17 protein-coding genes are annotated in these 15,796 nt (G+C 70.7%); 9 read left to right on the top strand and 8 right to left on the bottom strand.

Features of this window, described 5'->3' with window-relative positions:
* Nucleotides 1–80 precede the first annotated feature (80 nt).
* Nucleotides 81–1,112: a methyltransferase gene (locus ACT3UN_RS13270; RefSeq protein WP_301441800.1), complete on the top strand. Its 1,032-nt coding sequence runs from the start codon at nt 81–83 to the stop codon at nt 1,110–1,112.
* Here the strand turns inward: ACT3UN_RS13270 and ACT3UN_RS13265 are convergent.
* Complete coding sequence (locus tag ACT3UN_RS13265) at nt 1,109–1,558, bottom strand: DUF4442 domain-containing protein (RefSeq protein ID WP_301441799.1); 450 nt, start codon at nt 1,556–1,558, stop codon at nt 1,109–1,111. The two genes, ACT3UN_RS13270 and ACT3UN_RS13265, sit on opposite strands and share 4 nt — an antisense overlap.
* Nucleotides 1,559–1,698: 140 nt before the next feature.
* Between ACT3UN_RS13265 and ACT3UN_RS13260 the strand changes: the two genes are divergently transcribed.
* The 7 genes from ACT3UN_RS13260 to ACT3UN_RS13230 all read left to right on the top strand — a co-directional run bounded on the left by ACT3UN_RS13260 (nt 1,699) and on the right by ACT3UN_RS13230 (nt 7,995).
* A complete protein-coding gene (locus tag ACT3UN_RS13260; RefSeq protein WP_301441798.1) occupies nt 1,699–2,691 on the top strand; it encodes a glycerophosphodiester phosphodiesterase family protein in 993 nt (330 codons plus the stop codon).
* 66 nt (nt 2,692–2,757) lie between these two features.
* Complete coding sequence (locus ACT3UN_RS13255; protein ID WP_444657250.1) at nt 2,758–3,786, top strand: lipase family alpha/beta hydrolase; 1,029 nt, start codon at nt 2,758–2,760, stop codon at nt 3,784–3,786.
* A gap of 64 nt (nt 3,787–3,850) precedes the next feature.
* Nucleotides 3,851–4,627: an SDR family oxidoreductase gene (locus tag ACT3UN_RS13250; protein ID WP_301441796.1), complete on the top strand. Its 777-nt coding sequence runs from the start codon at nt 3,851–3,853 to the stop codon at nt 4,625–4,627.
* 89 nt (nt 4,628–4,716) lie between these two features.
* A complete protein-coding gene (locus ACT3UN_RS13245) occupies nt 4,717–5,559 on the top strand; it encodes an ABC transporter ATP-binding protein (RefSeq protein WP_301441795.1) in 843 nt (280 codons plus the stop codon).
* On the top strand, nt 5,556–6,320 hold the full coding sequence (locus ACT3UN_RS13240; protein ID WP_301441794.1) for an ABC transporter permease: 765 nt from the start codon (nt 5,556–5,558) through the stop codon (nt 6,318–6,320). Before ACT3UN_RS13245 ends, ACT3UN_RS13240 begins: the two co-directional genes overlap by 4 nt.
* Nucleotides 6,317–7,384, top strand: coding sequence for a sensor histidine kinase (locus tag ACT3UN_RS13235; RefSeq protein ID WP_441582567.1), 1,068 nt, complete (start codon nt 6,317–6,319; stop codon nt 7,382–7,384). The genes ACT3UN_RS13240 and ACT3UN_RS13235 overlap by 4 nt, the downstream gene beginning before the upstream one ends.
* A complete protein-coding gene (locus ACT3UN_RS13230; RefSeq protein ID WP_444657249.1) occupies nt 7,381–7,995 on the top strand; it encodes a response regulator transcription factor in 615 nt (204 codons plus the stop codon). Before ACT3UN_RS13235 ends, ACT3UN_RS13230 begins: the two co-directional genes overlap by 4 nt.
* Here the strand turns inward: ACT3UN_RS13230 and ACT3UN_RS13225 are convergent.
* The 3 genes from ACT3UN_RS13225 to ACT3UN_RS13215 form a co-directional block, all read right to left on the bottom strand.
* Nucleotides 7,977–9,155 carry an MFS transporter gene (locus ACT3UN_RS13225; RefSeq protein WP_441582566.1) on the bottom strand — a complete coding sequence of 393 codons (1,179 nt, stop codon included), beginning with the start codon at nt 9,153–9,155 and terminating at the stop codon, nt 7,977–7,979. The genes ACT3UN_RS13230 and ACT3UN_RS13225 overlap by 19 nt on opposite strands.
* A 167-nt stretch (nt 9,156–9,322) precedes the next feature.
* A complete protein-coding gene (locus ACT3UN_RS13220; protein ID WP_441582565.1) occupies nt 9,323–9,808 on the bottom strand; it encodes a hypothetical protein in 486 nt (161 codons plus the stop codon).
* A complete protein-coding gene (locus ACT3UN_RS13215; RefSeq protein WP_444657248.1) occupies nt 9,805–10,332 on the bottom strand; it encodes a nucleoside 2-deoxyribosyltransferase in 528 nt (175 codons plus the stop codon). The genes ACT3UN_RS13220 and ACT3UN_RS13215 overlap by 4 nt, the downstream gene beginning before the upstream one ends.
* Nucleotides 10,333–10,387: 55 nt before the next feature.
* Here ACT3UN_RS13215 and ACT3UN_RS13210 point away from each other — a divergent pair, with 55 nt between their 5' ends.
* On the top strand, nt 10,388–11,371 hold the full coding sequence (locus ACT3UN_RS13210) for a nucleoside hydrolase (RefSeq protein ID WP_441582563.1): 984 nt from the start codon (nt 10,388–10,390) through the stop codon (nt 11,369–11,371).
* 13 nt (nt 11,372–11,384) lie between these two features.
* Here ACT3UN_RS13210 and ACT3UN_RS13205 read toward each other — a convergent pair whose 3' ends face one another.
* The 4 genes from ACT3UN_RS13205 to ACT3UN_RS13190 all read right to left on the bottom strand — a co-directional run bounded on the left by ACT3UN_RS13205 (nt 11,385) and on the right by ACT3UN_RS13190 (nt 15,795).
* Nucleotides 11,385–12,932 (bottom strand): ABC transporter permease, encoded by a 1,548-nt coding sequence (locus ACT3UN_RS13205; protein WP_441588252.1) that lies wholly within the window; start codon nt 12,930–12,932, stop codon nt 11,385–11,387.
* 38 nt (nt 12,933–12,970) lie between these two features.
* A complete protein-coding gene (locus ACT3UN_RS13200; protein WP_444657247.1) occupies nt 12,971–13,735 on the bottom strand; it encodes an ABC transporter ATP-binding protein in 765 nt (254 codons plus the stop codon).
* A complete protein-coding gene (locus tag ACT3UN_RS13195) occupies nt 13,732–14,820 on the bottom strand; it encodes an ABC transporter substrate-binding protein (RefSeq protein ID WP_301441785.1) in 1,089 nt (362 codons plus the stop codon). The genes ACT3UN_RS13200 and ACT3UN_RS13195 overlap by 4 nt, the downstream gene beginning before the upstream one ends.
* Nucleotides 14,821–14,943: 123 nt before the next feature.
* Nucleotides 14,944–15,795: an HAD family hydrolase gene (locus ACT3UN_RS13190; RefSeq protein ID WP_441582559.1), complete on the bottom strand. Its 852-nt coding sequence runs from the start codon at nt 15,793–15,795 to the stop codon at nt 14,944–14,946.
* Nucleotide 15,796: the final 1 nt, after the last annotated feature.

The following is a 15,796-nucleotide window of genomic DNA, read 5'->3' as shown; positions in this document are numbered from 1 at the left end:
TGCCTGGTTCTAACGGTTCGCTGTGAGATGCCGTTACTTTTGCTGCCGACACTAGCAGGGTCCGTGGAACAATCAGCGGTATGACGGAAATCGCCGACGACACCACCACCGCCGACCGGGCGCTGCGCCACTTGCGCACCGGCGGCACGCTGCTGTGGACGGGCGACTTCCACAACGCCCGCCAGCTGCTCAAGGCACTCGACCGGCGGCTGACGAAGCGGGCCGGGAGGCGTCGGACCGGGGATACCGACGCCGCGACGCTGTTCCTGCGCCAGCGCGCCGAACGCGCCGAGCGGGCGGACGTCCTGGGCCGCGTCCTCGTCGATCTGGGGGAGGACTACAGCCTCGACCTGCGACGGGCGCCGGACGTGCGCGAGGCGTGCCGGCACGCCTACGGGCAGGACGGCCCGCGGCGCGTGCCGTTCACCGAACTGCAGGGCGTCCTCGGCGCCTGGCAGTGGCACCTGCGCGGGGTGTGGGTCGAGGAGCTCGGCGACCACGTCCACCCGGACTACGGCGTCTTCTCGCCGACGCGCAGCGAGTACGTCGGCCTGGTCGACCGGCTCGCCGACGAGACGTCCGGACGCGACGTCCTGGAGATCGGCACCGGCACCGGCGTCCTCGCCGCCGTCCTGGCACGGCACGGGGCACGCGTGACGGCGACGGACGTCAGTGCGCGTGCCGTGACCTGCGCGCGCGCCAACCTGGAGCGCCTCGGGGTCTCCGCCGAGGTCGTGGAGGCCGACCTGTGGCTGCCCGGGCAGCGCGCGGACATCGTCGTGTTCAACCCGCCGTGGCTGCCGGGCACGCCGACCTCCGAACTGGAACTCGGCATCTACGACGACAGGTCGGACGCCCTGCGCCGCTACCTCGCCGGGCTCGCCGAGCACCTCACCGACGGCGGGGAGGGCTGGCTGGTGCTCTCCGACCTGGCCGAACACCTCGGCCTGCGCACCCGGGAGCAGCTGGAGGGGTGGATCGCCGACGGTGGGCTGCGCGTGGTCGGGCGGGAGGACACAGCCCCACGCCACCCGAAGGTCCGCGACGCCGACGACCCGCTGCACGTCGCCCGCAGCCGCGAGGTCACCTCGCTGTGGCGTCTGCGCGCCTAACGCTTGCGCCGGTAGTACACCTGGCGGCGGACCGTGGCGACGGTGTCGCCGGCCTCGTCGGTGACGTCCACCTCGAACCAGTGCAGGTACTTGCGCCCCTCGGTGGTCTCCTCGCGGATGCGTTCGTAGGTGGCGTCGTCGATGCGCATGTCGGCGGTGAGGGTGCCGCGCCCCGGTTTGAGGAACGAGACCTCCGCGCCGACGTCCCACACGTTGAACCCGCCGCCCAGGCGCGCCATGGAGGCGAGCATGAAGAAGGGGTCGGTCATCGACATGATCGTGCCGCCGAAGGCGGTACCCACGATGTTCCTGGTCAGGCGGTTGGGACGGTGGGTGACGAGGACGCGCGAGCCGTCCTGCGCGAACTCGCGGATCTTCACCCCGGCACCGAGCAGGGGCGGCCACAGGGGCATGAGACGTCGGAGCTGGGTGGTGTTGATGTCCATGCTCTCCGTGTCTAGCACGATAGGCAACTGGTTGCTTAAGTTTCGGTGAACCTTCGGCAACGTCCCCTGCGGCGGGCGCGGCGGGCCGTTACGGTCAGATCGCCCCCGACGACAGCCCCCGACAAAAGCCCAGGAGAACCATGCCCCGCACCCCTCACATCGCCGCCGCCGTCTCCGTCTCCGCCGTTCTGGCCGCGGGGCTCGCCGCATCCCCCGCCGCCGCCTCGGTGACCGGCAGCCTCGGCCTGCCGCCGGTGCCGCCGGCGGTGTCCTCCCCGGCGGACAACCTGCCGTCCACCTTCGACCTGCAGGCCCACCGCGGCGGACGCGGCGAGTACACCGAGGAGTCGGTCGCCGCCTTCGACCACGCCCTCGACCGGGGCGTGACCACCCTCGAGCTGGACGTCCACCTGTCCGCCGACGGCGTCCCCGTCGTCTGGCACGACGCCTCCATCCAGGCCGACAAGTGCACCGGCGAGCACGTCGGCGAGGACGTCCACGACCTCACCTTTGAGCAGCTGCAGACCCTCAACTGCAACCTGCCGCTGGAGGACTACCCCGACGCCGTCCACGCCGACGACAACCGCATCCTCTCCCTCACCGACGTCTTCGACCTCGCCGCGCGCGACCCGCAGGTCCACTTCAACATCGAGACCAAGATCGAGGCGGAGCAGCCGGAACGTTCCGCCCCGGCGCAGGAGTACGTGGACGCGATCCTCGACGCCGCGCAGGACGCCGGGACCACCGACCGCATCGCCGTGCAGTCCTTCGACTGGTCCAGCCTGCCGCTGGTGCGCGAGCGCGCACCGCAGGTCCCGCTCATCGCCCTGTTCGACGCGACGACGTGGGTGCCGGACTCGCCGTACCTCGGCCCGGTGGACTACGGCGACGGGGACGTCGTCGCCGCCGCGCAGCGGCTCGGCGTCGAGGTGCTCAGCCCCGCCTACGAGGACGTCGACGCGGCGTCCTTCATCACCCGGGCGCACGACGCGGGCCTGCGCGTGGTGCCCTGGACCATCAACGAGGCCGCGGACATGGAGGAGTACGTCGACGCCGGCGCCGACGGCGTGATCACCGACTACCCCACGCGCCTGCGCGACATCCTGCAGGAGCGGGGCGTCGCCTACCGGTGACGAAACTGCCTCGAACCACACCGATCCATGTTTGCGGGCGAACAGGATCCGGTACGGTTCTGGATCATGTTACGTTTCAAAACCAAAGGCGCCGTCGCCGTGGCGACGGTGGCCACCGTCGCGGCCGTGACCGTCTCCACTGCGCCAGCTGAGCCCGCCGCCCCGTCCAACTTCGTCGACGCCTTCGTGCAGAGCTTCCACGACCCGCTGCGCTCCCCGGCCGGGGCCAACGACTGGGACTGCACCAGTGACCGCAACCCGGTCGTCCTGATCCACGGGACGTGGGAGAACGCCTACGACAACTGGTCCGCACTGGCGCCGGCACTCGCCGACGACGGGTACTGCGTCTTCGCCCCGAACTACGGGCGCGCGGAGATCCAGGACAAGGGCGGCGTCGGCACCGTCCTGCCGAACACCTTCGCCACCGGCGACATCGCCGAGTCCGCCACCGAGGTCGGCGAGTTCGTCGACCGCGTCCTCGAGGCCACCGGCAGCGAGGAGGTCGACCTCGTCGGGCACTCCCAGGGCGGGCTGCTGGCACGCCAGTACCTCACCTTCAACGGTGGGGCGGACAAGGTGGACAGGGCCGTGACCCTCGGTGCCACGAACCACGGCACCACCCTGTCCGGTATCGCGAACCTCAACCGGTTCATCGGTGGCCTCGGCCTGGACCTCGACCCCGCGCTGGACTACGTGATCGGCGAGGGCGGCACCCAGCAGCAGTACGGCTCACCGCTGCTCGAGCGGCTCAACGCCGCGGGCGACACCGTGCCCGGCGTGGACTACACCGCGGTCGGTACGAAGTACGACGAGGTCACCACGCCCTACGACTCGACGTTCCTCACCGCCGGTGAGGGTGCGAGCGTCACCAACGTCACCGTGCAGGACGGGTGCGAGCAGGACCATTCGGACCACGTCTCCATGTCCTACTCGCCGCGGGTCGTCGACATCGTGCGTGACGCCCTGGACCCCGGCAGCGTCCCGGAGAAGCGCTGCACACCGAACTCGCCGATCATGGGTGCCGGCACCACGGAGATCACCGAAGGCCTCACCGGGCCCTTCGGCTGGCTGTCGGAGAACACCCGCCCACTGTAGTGGGGGAAAGCTTATTTTTCGGATTGTGATGTATCTATGTTGGACCCCTGATAGATTGCGCCCTATGAACAACACGAAGAGCATCTTCATCTCCGGCGGCGCCGCCGGAATCGGTCGCGAGGTCGCACTGAAGTTCCGCGACGCAGGCTGGACCGTCGGCGCCTACGACATCGACGAGCAGGGCCTCGAGCTGCTCAAGGAGCAGTTCCCCGACATCATCACCGGCCGTCTGGACGTCACCGACTACGAGTCGTGGGAGGAGGCCCTGGCCGACTTCACCTCGCACACCGGTGGCCGTCTCGACGTCCTCGACAACAACGCCGGCATCATCGGCGACCACGACGTCGCCGACCAGGCCCCCGGCCTGATCGCCAAGCAGATCGAGATCAACTGCACCGGCATCACCTTCGGCGCGCGTGCCGCCCACCAGTACCTCAAGAACACCAAGGGCTCGCACATGGTGTCGATGGGGTCGGCGTCCGGCATCTACGGTCAGCCGCACATCACCCCGTACTCCGCCTCGAAGTTCTACGTGCACGGTTTCACCCAGGCGATGAGCCTGGAGTGGCGCAAGGACAAGATCCGCGTGGTCAACATCATGCCGCTGTGGGTCAAGACCAAGCTCGCCGACGTCGAGGCCGCCTCGACCAAGCGTCTCGGTGTGCGCATCAAGACCGAGGACGTCGCCGACGCCGTGTGGAAGTCCGTGCACCCGAAGAACTGGCTGGAGCGTCAGCGCCAGGACTACTCGGTGTCCTTCCCCGACCTGGCCCTGCGTCTGGCCGCCCGGTTCTCCCCGGCCCCGGTCGCCCGCGAGTTCAACAAGATCATCGCCGGCTGATCACCGGGTCGGACACATGACAACTGTCATGGTCACGTCGTGACCGTTGCCCCGGGCCTTCGGGTCCGGGGCGCGGTTGTGTTGGGGGCATGGAGAACACAGCCACCACAACACACACGGCCATCAACGCACAGGGGCTGCACAAGTCCTTCCGCGGCGGCGTCAGTGCCTTGCAGGACGTCAGCCTGACCGTCACCAGCGGGGAGATCGTGGCCCTGCTCGGCCGCAACGGCGCGGGCAAGACCACCCTGATCGACCTGGTCCTCGGCCTCACGAAACCCACCGCCGGCACGGTCAACGTGCTCGGCGGCACACCGCGTGCCGCGATCACCGGCCAATGCGTCGGGGCGGTGATGCAGACCGGCGGGCTGCTGCCCGACATGACCGTGGAGGGCACGGTGGCGATGATCGCCGCCACGATGCACCGTCCGCGTCCCGTCGCCGAGGTGCTGGAGCACGCCCGGCTGACCGACATGAGGAAACGCCGTGTGGGACGCTGCTCCGGCGGTGAACAGCAACGCCTGCGCTTCGCCCTCGCCCTGCTCGGCGACCCACGGCTGCTCATCCTCGACGAGCCGACCGCGGGCATGGACCCCGCCAGCCGCCACGACTTCTGGGAGGACATGCGCGTGCAGTCCGCCCGCGGGGTCACCGTCGTCTTCGCCACGCACTACCTGCAGGAGGCGCAGGACGTCGCCGCACGGATCGTCCTGCTCGACGGTGGTGCCGTCGTCGCCGACGGCACCACCGAGGAGCTGCGCGGCGGCGGGGACGTCGTCGTGGAGTACGACCTGGACGGCCACCACTCGGTGACCACCGGGGAGTCGGACGCGCTGGCGCGCGACCTGCTCTCCCGCGGCGCGTCCAACCTGCGTATCAGCGGGCGGACGCTGGAGGACACGTTCATCCGGCTGACCGGGGGTGCGCGATGACCACGCTACGTTTCGCCCTGCACGACCTGCGTCGGCTCTCCCGCGACGGCGCGATGCTCTTCTTCTCCATGGGCCTGCCCGTGGTGTTCTACCTGGTCTTCGGCCAGGCGATGGGGTTCGGCGACGAGTCCGTGGGCCGAGGCGACGTCTCGGCGTACATCATGATCGGCATGGCGCTCTACGCCGGCGTGACCGGCGCGGTCGCCGCCGCCGGGCAGGTCGTGGTCGAGAGCACCACCGGCTGGGGACGCCAGCTCGCGCTCACCCCGCTGACCCACGCCCAGCTGGTGGCGTCGCGTCTGCTGGGCATCACCATCCGCGCGGTGCTGCCCGTCGCCGCCGTGTTCACCGTCGGTGCGGTGACCGGCGCGTCGATGCCGGCTGCGGCGTGGGCGGCGTCCTTCCTGCTGTGCGTCGTCGGCGCGGTACCCTTCGGTTTCTACGGCATGGCCTGGTCGCAGGCCTGGCCCACGGAGACCTCGGTGAGCATCGCCGGGACCAGCGTGGTGGTGCTCGCGTTCCTCGGCAACCTGTTCATGCCCCTGCCGGAGACGATGATGACCGTGGGACGCTTCAGCCCGATGTACGGGGCGGTGTCGCTGGCCAGGTGGCCGCTGAGCGAGGGCTACCAGTCCGTCTCGTACGAACCGTGGCTCGTGCACGACCCGCTATGGTGGGCGGTGGTGAACTTCCTGGTCTGGACGGCGGTCCTCGTCGCCGTGGTCCTGGCCCTGCACTCCCGGGAGAAGGGACGGCGATGAAGAACTTCGACGGTGCCTCCAGCCTGATGGCGTCCATCTGGCTGGTCGTGCTCGTGGTCCCCGCGGTGGTGCTGGTCGTCACCGAGGGGTTCACGCCACGCACGGTGGCCGGGGTCGCCCTGTTCGTACTCTTCGGCACGGTGTACGCCACCGCCTTCGGCCTGGTCGACCACTGGCCGGGCGGGATGTCGATGATGCGGCGCTACCTGTTCTGGTTCTCCCTGCTCGCCGTCGTGGCGGTGGTGACCGCCGTGGTCGTCGGCGCGTTGGCGGCCTTCCTCGTCCCCTTCTTCGTGGCGGTGCTGTCCTTCCCGCTGCCGGTACGGTTCAGCCTGCCGGCCACCGTGGTGCTGGTGGTCGTGTCGACGGCGCTGGTGTGGCTGCTGGAACCGGCGGCGATGCCCGGGGTGCTGGGCGGCACGCTGGTCTCCCCGGCGATGGTCTACGCCGTGGCACTGGTGACCCGCCGCTACGAGGAACGCGCGGAGCTCGAGCACGACCTGGAGATCTCGCGGCAGCGCGAGTCCATCGCCGTGGACGTCCACGACCTGCTCGGCCACTCCCTGACCGTGGTGACCCTGAAGTCCGAGCTCGCCGGACGCCTCGTCGACACCGACCCGGCGGCGGCGAAGGACGAGCTCGAGCAGATCACCCGGATCTCCCGCACGGCCCTGGCCGAGGTGCGCTCCACGGTGACGCGGATGCGCTCGCCCGACCTCGCCGGCGAGGTGGAGGCCGCGCGCCGGGCGCTGGGCACCGCGGGCATCCGCGCCGTCCTGCCCCACGACGTGTCGGTGGCCGGGGTGAACGCCCACCTGTACTCGTGGGTGGTGCGTGAGGCGGTGACGAACGTGGTGCGTCATTCGCGGGCGCGTACGTGCGAGGTGACGATGAGCGCCGACCGGGTGCAGGTCAGCGACGACGGTGTCGGCGGGACGGACGCGGCCCGGTGGGGCAACGGGCTGACCGGGCTGGGTCGCCGCGTCGCCGATGCCGGCGGCACGCTGACAGTGGACGGCACCGCCGGCACCACCGTGCTGGTGAGAATGGCGGGTCGACCATGATCCGGGTACTTGTCGCCGACGACCAGGACCTGGTGCGCGGTGCCCTCGCCGCGCTGCTCGCCACCGAACGCGACATCGACGTCGTCGCCGAGGTCGGACGCGGCGACGAGGTGGTCGACGCCGTGCGGGAGCACCGCGTCGACGTCGCCCTGCTCGACATCGAGATGCCCGGCATGACCGGCATCGAGGCGGCGGAGGAATTACAGGCGCTGGCGGCGTCCGGCACGTCCTGCCGTTCGGTGATCGTGACGACGTTCGGACGCCCCGGCTACCTGCGCGCCGCGCTCGCCGCCGGTGCCACCGGCTTCGTGGTGAAGGACACCCCGGCGTCCCAGCTGGCCGAGACGGTGCGTCGGGTGCACCGCGGGCTGCGCGTGGTCGACTCCGCACTGGCGGAGGAGTCCCTGTTCACCCCGGACTCGCCGCTGACCGCGCGCGAGGTCGAGGTGTGCCGCGCGGCGCGCTCCGGGGCGGGCGTCCGGCAGATCGCCGCCCAACTGCACCTGTCGCAGGGCACGGTACGCAACCACCTGTCCTCGGTGATCGGCAAGACCGGGACGTCCAACCGCTTCGAGGCGGTGGGCGTGGCCGATCAGAACGGGTGGCTGTGACGTGCGGTGACGAGCACCGACACCGCGCAGACCGCCGCGCCGACGCAGAACACCGGCACGTAACCCACCGTCGGGGCGATCAACGAGACCACGAACGGCATGAAGAAGCCCAGGTACGTCAGGGCGTAGAAGACCGCGGTGAGTGAGCCGAGCTCCCCGGGCCCGGCGATGCGCTGCACCTCGCGCAGCCCGGAGACCATCATGATGCCGTAGGCCGTGCCCAGCACCACCGCGGTGGGCACCAGGAACCACACCGCCTGGGTGGTCACCACCACGATCGAGGCGACCATGCCCAGCCCGGCGGTGCCCAGCGCGTACATCGGCGGGGTCACCCGCGTGTGCACCGGCAGCCGCCCCGCCCACGGCTGCACGAACGTGCCGGTCAGCATGGTGACCCCGGCGATGAGCCCCGTGTAGGCGACCGGTGCCGACACCTGTGCGGTGACCAGCGGGGGCAGCACGGCGAAGGACGTCGTGGCCAGGCCGAACGCCCACGGCGCCCACAGTGCCACCGTGAACAGGAACCGCGGTGAGCGCGCCGAGGGCGGGACACGCAGCCGGGCGTCCGAGCGTCGGCCGGCCTCCGGGGTCACCCACACCAGCGGGGTGACGACCAGCGCCATGACCAGGTGCAGGATCAGCGGGGTGGTGTCCGGCCCCGGCAACCACTCGGCGACCGGGCCGCTGACCAGCGGGCCGACCCCGAAACCGGCGGACGTGGCGGCGGTGGCGCGCCGGGCGGCGGCCCCGTCGGTGCCCGGCGTGACCTCCTTGAGCCACGACGCCCCGGCGGCGAGGACCAGGCCCACCGCCACGCCGGTGAGCATGCGTCCCGCGCTGAGCAGGACGGGGCCGACGGCAGCAGTGGCGTCAGTGGCGTCAACGGCGAGGTGCGCGGCGAGGGTGACGAGCGTGCCCGCCACGGAGAACAGCAGCGCGGGACGTACCACGGCGCGGCGTCCACGACGGTCCGACAGCGGGCCGCCGACCATGAGTGCGGGGATCAGGCCGAGGACGTAGACGGCGAGGATGAGGTTCACCGGTGCCTGCGCGAGACCGTGGACGTCGCGCATCACCGGCAGCAGCGGGGCGAAGAGGTTCGCGCCGTAGGAGACGGCGAACATGCCCAGGGCGATGCGGACCCAGGGTGGCAGTGTCATGAGTCACATTGTGGCATGCGCTTCGCGGGCTTATGGATACCGGGCTGTTTCTGACGCAGAAAGGTCCAGTAGAATCCCGCGCAATGGTCCAGTAGGGGAGGCCAATGCAGGTCAGACGATTTCATCAGTGACACGTCCGATGGGGGATCAGGGCCTCACGGAGCGGCTCACTGCACGACGAGGCCGGTCGTGGAACCGCCCGTGGCACACCGCTCGGGAAGGCCGTCCAGGTCCTCGAGCTGCACCGGCACCGCCTCGACGCTGATCGGCTCGCCGACGTAGACGGTGTCCTGCCCCGGTGGGGTGACCGACGGGCGGCCCCGCTCGGTCACCGACTCCGTCCCGGCGGGGAAGACCACCGGCCGTGGAGCCTCGTCGGTGGACCCGTCGACGATCGCGAAGCAGGAGCCCTGCCCGGTGACGAGACGGCCGTCGATGCTCTCCGCTGTGCCCTCTGCGCCCTCTGCGCCGCCGTCGGAGGCGGACAGGGCGATCGGGCCGCGGCCGGAGGCCTCGACAGAGAGGGCGCTTGCCCCGGTGGCGGCTTCAGTGGTCGACTCGGTGGCTGGCCCGCCGTCCCCGCCGCAGGCGGTGAGGGGCACCGTGACCAGGACGGCCAGCACGCCGACGGCGGTGGTGCGCGGAGACCTCATGCATCTCCGCGCAGGTCGGCGGCGACGACGCGCACGGCGTCGGCGAAGCTGCCGGCGACGTTCGTGGCGGGCACCGCCATCATCAGGTTCACCGCGAAGCCGAAGTCCTCCACGAAGCGGCCCTCCGGGTCGGTGGGGCGCTCGCCGGGCGTGACCGGACCGTGGAAGCGCTCCACCCGTTCCACGGTGGTCGCCCCCTCGGAGTAGACGTACAGCTTCTTGCCCAGGGCGTGGGCGAACCCCAGCTCGAAGCAGGTGCCGGAGTCCGGTTCGGCGCCGCGGAAGTGGTTGACGTTGGCGATGACCGCGTCGGCGCCACGGATCTTGGTGACGTTCTTGTCGAAGATCCACGTCGCGTCCGGTTCTGCCGGTGTTGCCGTTTCGTCCAGTCCGGCGTCCAGCGGGGCGACGGGCGTCAGCCCGTTGTCGCGGCAAACCTGCTGCATGCGCGCGACCACGTCGGCGGCGTCCGGCAGGAACACCTCCGGTCCCGCCAGGTAGACCCTGTACTCCTGCGTGCTCAACTGTCCTCCTGTGTTCGGTGTCCTCCGGCCCGCCGATGGTAGCTACACTGGCCCGATGATCGCGAACCCCGTGTACCTGGACTGTGACACCGGCATCGACGACGCCCTCGCCCTGGGCTACCTGCTCACCGGCCCCACCGACCTGGTTGACCTGGTCGGCGTGGGGACGGTGCACGGCAACGTCAGCGCCGCCGGTGGTGCCGAGAACACCCGCCGCCTGCTTGCCCTGGCAGGACGCGACGTGCCCGTCGCGACCGGTGCGTCCGACCCGTTGGTCGGCGCCTTCGCCGGCGGCGCGGTGGAGGTGCACGGCACCGACGGGGTGGGGGAGGTGCGCGAGCGGCTGCTGCCGCCCGCCGGAGAGCAGGACGCACAGGAGACGCAGGACGCCGCCGACCTGCTGATCGACCTGTCGCACCGCCACGCCGGACGCCTGCACGTGCTGGCGATCGGGCCGCTGACGAACCTCGCCGTGGCGCTGGAGCGCGACCCCACGCTGGTCGACCGCGTCGCCCACGTCACGGTGATGGGTGGTGCGGCGATGGTCGCCGGCAACATCGGCCCGGTGACCGAGGCGAACATCGGGCACGACCCGGAGGCCGCCCAGGCGGTCGTCACCGCCGGGTGGCAGGTCACCCTGGTGCCGCTGGACACCACGATGGAGAACACCTTCGAGGCGTCCGACATCGCCGCGCTGCAGGCGTCCGACGTGCCCTTCGTCGCCGCGGTGGGGGAGATGCTGGACTACTACTCCGACTTCTACCGCGACATCTACGGGCGTCGGTGCTGTGCGCTGCACGACCCGTTGGCCGCGGCCGTCGCCCTCGGCGAGGTGGAGCTGCTGCGCGCGCCGAAGGTGCCCGTCGTCGTCGACACCACCGACGGGCCGGGGCGTGGGCAGACCGTCTGCGACCTGCGGCACCAGCGCCCCGCGGCAGGACGCCACGACGTGGACGTCGACGGCGCGACCGTGCGTGTCGTCCTGCGCTGCGCCGACGGTTTCGCCGACCTGCTGCGCACCCGGTTGCTGGAGATGTGACGCGGCGGTCCGCTCACACGCCCCAGCGTCGGCGGGCCGCTCCCTCCAGCAGCGAGGCGAGTCCGTAGAGCACCAGCGCGCTGACCGTCACCACCGTCACCGACGCCCACACCACGTCGGTGTCCGCACTGCCCACCGCGGTGATCACCGTGTTGCCGATGCCCACACCGGTGGCCAGCCACTCCGCCAGCAACGCACCCGACAGCGCGCCGGGGATCGCGATGCGCACCGCGGCGAAGATCGCCGGCAGGCACGCCGGCACCCGCACCGTGACCAGCTCGCGGGTACGTCCGGCACCGTAGGTGCGCACCAGGTCCACCAACGCCGGCGGCACGTTCTTCAACGCCGAACCGATGTTGACCAGGGCAGGGAAGAACACGATGATCGCGCCCATCACCGCCACCGTGAGCTGCCCACGGCCGATGACGATGATCAGCACCGGGGCGATCGCCACCAACGGCACCGACTGGAAGAACAACGCCAAGGGCATCAGCGCACGCTCCAGGGTGGGGGCCACCAGGAACAGCGAGGCCACCAGGACCGCGGCGACGAGGCCCAGCACGAAACCCGTCGCCGTGTCGAGCAGCGTGCGCCACAGGTCCGGCAGCAGGGCGACGAGGTGGTTCGTGCCGTCCGTGTTGTCGGCCAGGTAGGAGACGACCTGCGCCGGGGTGCGTCCCACGAAGGGGGAGATGCCGAGGAGCCGCAGGCCCAGCGTCCACACCACCACGATGACCACCAGGGAGACCACGACCTCCACCGCGACGGCGGTGGGGGAGCGCCGGCCACGCTCCGGGGCGGCCGTCGACACCTCCGCCGACCCCCAGCCCAACGTGGTGACCAGCCGGGCCAGCAGGGCCATCACCGCGAACCACGCGCCGGCCAGCACGGCGGCGGCCAACGCCAACGCCCACGTGCGTGAGACGTCCGACGACTGCTGGGCGTTCAGCAACGCCGGACCCAGACCACGGTCCACCCCGCCGACGTACTCGCCGAGGATCGCGCCGAGCACCGAGATCGGCGCGGCGACCTTCAGCGCCGTGAGGAACGACGGCACCGCCGCGATGAGCTGCACCTTCACCAGCCGTGTCCAGCGAGAACCGCCGTAGACGTCCACCAGGTCCAGGGAGCGACGGTCCGCGGCGTCCAGCCCCAGCAAGGTGCCGACGACGGTGGTGAAGAAGATCGCCAACGCCGACAGCAGCACCGCCGTCGCCGACGGGTCACCGCTCGACGGCGCACCGACCATGAGGTAGATGACTGGGCCGACGGCGATGATCGGCAGCGAGTAGGTGATCACCGCGACCTGCATCACGATGCCGCGCAGCCGCGGCACCAGCAGGGCCAGCACCGACACCGCCACCGCCAGGCCCACGCCCAGCAGGTAGCCCTGCCCGGCCTCCATGGCGGTGACCTTCAGGTTGACCCAGTAGAAGTTCAGGCCGTCGTCGGCGATGCGGGCCACGATGTCGCCGGGGGTGGGGATCGTGCCCAGGGGGCGCAGCACCGTGGCGGCCAGCAGCCACCACAGTGCAAGCGCGCCGAGGAGGACTGCGGGCACGGACAGCACAGACAGCGTTCGTCTCGCCTGCCGCGACATCAGGCGTCCTCGAAGGAGAACAGCAGGTCGGACACGTGGTCGACGATGGCGTGGAACTCCGGGGTACGCATCATCTCCGGGGTGCGCGGACGCGGCAGGTCGACCTCCACGACCTCGCGCACCGCGCCGGGCCGCGCACTCATCACCGCGATGGAGTCCGCCAGGAACACCGCCTCGGAGATGCCGTGGGTGACCAGCAGCGTGGTGGACGGGTTCTCCGTCCAGATACGCTGCAGCTCCAGGTTCATCCGCTGGCGCGTCATGTCGTCCAGCGCACCGAAGGGCTCGTCCAGCAGCAGGACGGACGGGTCGGCGGCCAGGGCGCGCGCGATGGAGACGCGCTGGCGCATGCCGCCGGACAGCTGCCCGGGCTTCGCCCCCTCGAACCCCTCCAGGCGCACGAGCTTCACCAGGTCGGCGAGGGTGTCGTCCGGCAGGGGGTTGCGGGCGATCTCCCGCGGCAGGCGGATGTTCGACTCCACCGAACGCCACGGCAGCAGCGCGGCGTCCTGGAAGGCGATGCCGAGCTCGTGGCGGCTACGCAGCTCCTTCGGCGTGAGGTCGTGCACCGTCGCGGTGCCGGCGGTGGGTTCCTCCAGACCCGCCAGGATGCGCAGGACCGTGGACTTGCCGCAGCCCGACGGGCCGACGAGCGCCAGGAAACTGCCGCGCGGGACGTCCAGGCTCACGTGGTCCAGGGCGGTCACGCCACCGGTGAAGGTCTTGGTGAGGTCGTCGAGGCGGATACCGGTGCCGGTGCTCATGGTGCGTCCTTCGTGTCGGTGGGGAGGGGTTCGGCCAGTTCGGGGTGCTCTTCGTAGACCTCGTCGAGCAGGCTCATGTCGAAGAGTTCCTCGCGGGAGACGTCGATACCGGCGAGACGCAGCGCCGCCACGTTCTCGTCCATCGCCTCGTCGGTGAGGCGGAAGAGCTGATTCGGCAGGGTGTGGTCGTTGACGATGTACTCCGTCTGCGCCTCCGCCTGCAGCAGCTCCTTCTCCGGGTCGAGGCCGAGGTCCGCACCGTAGACATCTGTGGACAGCTCCGCCCCACGTGCCGGGTCGGTGACGGCGTCACGCCAGCCGCGGATCGAGGCGACGAGGAAGTCCTTGAGGTTCTCCCGGTTGTCCTCGATGCTCTCCCGTGACACCGCGTAGGACGCCCCGGCGAAGGGCATCCCGTGGTATGCCAGCGGCAGGGAGACCACGTCGTGGCCGGCGCGCTGCAGGTCGATGAGTTGGTTCGCGGCGAGTCCGTGGAAGCCGTCGACCTCACCGCTGGTGAGCACGGCGGTCTCCCCGGCGGGGACGAAGGTGATGGTGGACGGGTCGACGTCGTTGGCCCGGGCCAGGCCCTCCACCATCGATTGTGCGGTGCCCGGGGTAACGGCGATGCGGGCGCCCTCCAGGTCGGCGGGGGTGCGGATGGCGTCAGGGCCGTCCATGGAGAGGATGGTGAAGGCGTTGACGCTGTAGATCGCCCCGATGATGGTGATCGGCATGCCCTCTTCGGCGATGGCGTTGGCGGTGCCCAGGGCCATGGAGCCGGCGACGGTGGCGTGGCCGGTGGCGGCGGACTGCTCCACGGCGGTGGGCCCGGCGATGAGGTCGACCTTGGAGAAGCCGGCGTCCTCGTAGTAGCCGTCGTGGTCGGCGATGTACTCCCCGGCGTTCTGCGAGTTCTTCACGAAGGCGAGCTGGATGCGCAGGGCGTCGTCGTCGAGTCCGCGGAGGGCGCAGCCGCCGAGGCTGAGGGCGGTGACGGTGAGCAGGGCGGTGAGGACCGTCCCGGCGCCGCGGCGTCTGGAGGTGTGCCGGGCGGCGCCCGGTGGTGTCAGGCTGAACGTCATGGGCGTCAACTCTACGGTGCGGTGGTGTCGACGGCAGTGCGTGGGAAGGCCGGACGGCGAAGTGCTCGTTTCGCTGTTCATTCCGGACATGCACCGTTGTTCGTCGGCAGCCGGTCCCGGCAGCTACCCCAGCAGCCGGCGCAGCACCTGCACCACGCCGTCCTCGGTGTTCGCCGGCGCCACGTAGTTCGCCGCGGCGGTGATGCCGGGGTGGGCGTTGGCCATGGCGAAGGACAGGTCGCCCTCGCCGACCATCTCCAGGTCGTTGAGGTAGTCGCCGAAGACCGCGGTGTCCGCCCGCGAGATCCCCAGCTCCTCCTGCAGGTCGTGCAGCGCGGAGCCCTTGTTCGCCTCCGGCAGCATGATGTCGATCCAGTTCGCCCCGGAGATCACCACGGCGTTGTCCGCCTCGACCTGGCTGGCCAGCGCGTCCTCGCCGGTGAAGAGCACCGGGGCGGCGTCCTCCGCGGAGCCGAAGGCGAAGACCGCGACCTTGACCACGGGGCCCTGCACCGTGGTCAGGTCCTCGACCTGCTTCAGGGAGTGGTAGTACTTCGCGGCCTCGTCGAGGAACTCGCGGTCGGTGCTCTCCACGTAGGCGACCTCCGGGGTGCACACGACCAGGCCCAGACGCCGGTCCGTCCCGCGCACTGCGGCGATGCACTGCTGCACCGTGTCGCCGGACAGGGGAGAGGTGGCGACGACCTCACCGTCGTGCACGACCACGGTGCCGTTCTCGGCGAGGTAGGTGCGGATGCCGCGGTCGCCGAACATGTCGTGCAGGGTGGCGTACTGGCGTCCGGACGCGGGCACCACCACGATGTCGCGCTGCTGCATCACCGGCAGCAGGTCCCAAAATGCCTCGGGGACGGTGCCGTCCTCGCGCAGCAGGGTGCCGTCCATGTCGAGGACGACGAGGCGGAGGTCGGGGGTCGCGGCGAGTTCGGTCCAGGGGCGCGTGGTGGTGTCGGTCATG

It is taken from the genome of Corynebacterium sp. AOP12-C2-36, from assembly GCF_052379185.1.
Taxonomy (GTDB): domain Bacteria; phylum Actinomycetota; class Actinomycetes; order Mycobacteriales; family Mycobacteriaceae; genus Corynebacterium.
Note: the sequence above shows the minus strand (reverse complement) of the source record. Positions and strands in the feature narration are given on the sequence as shown.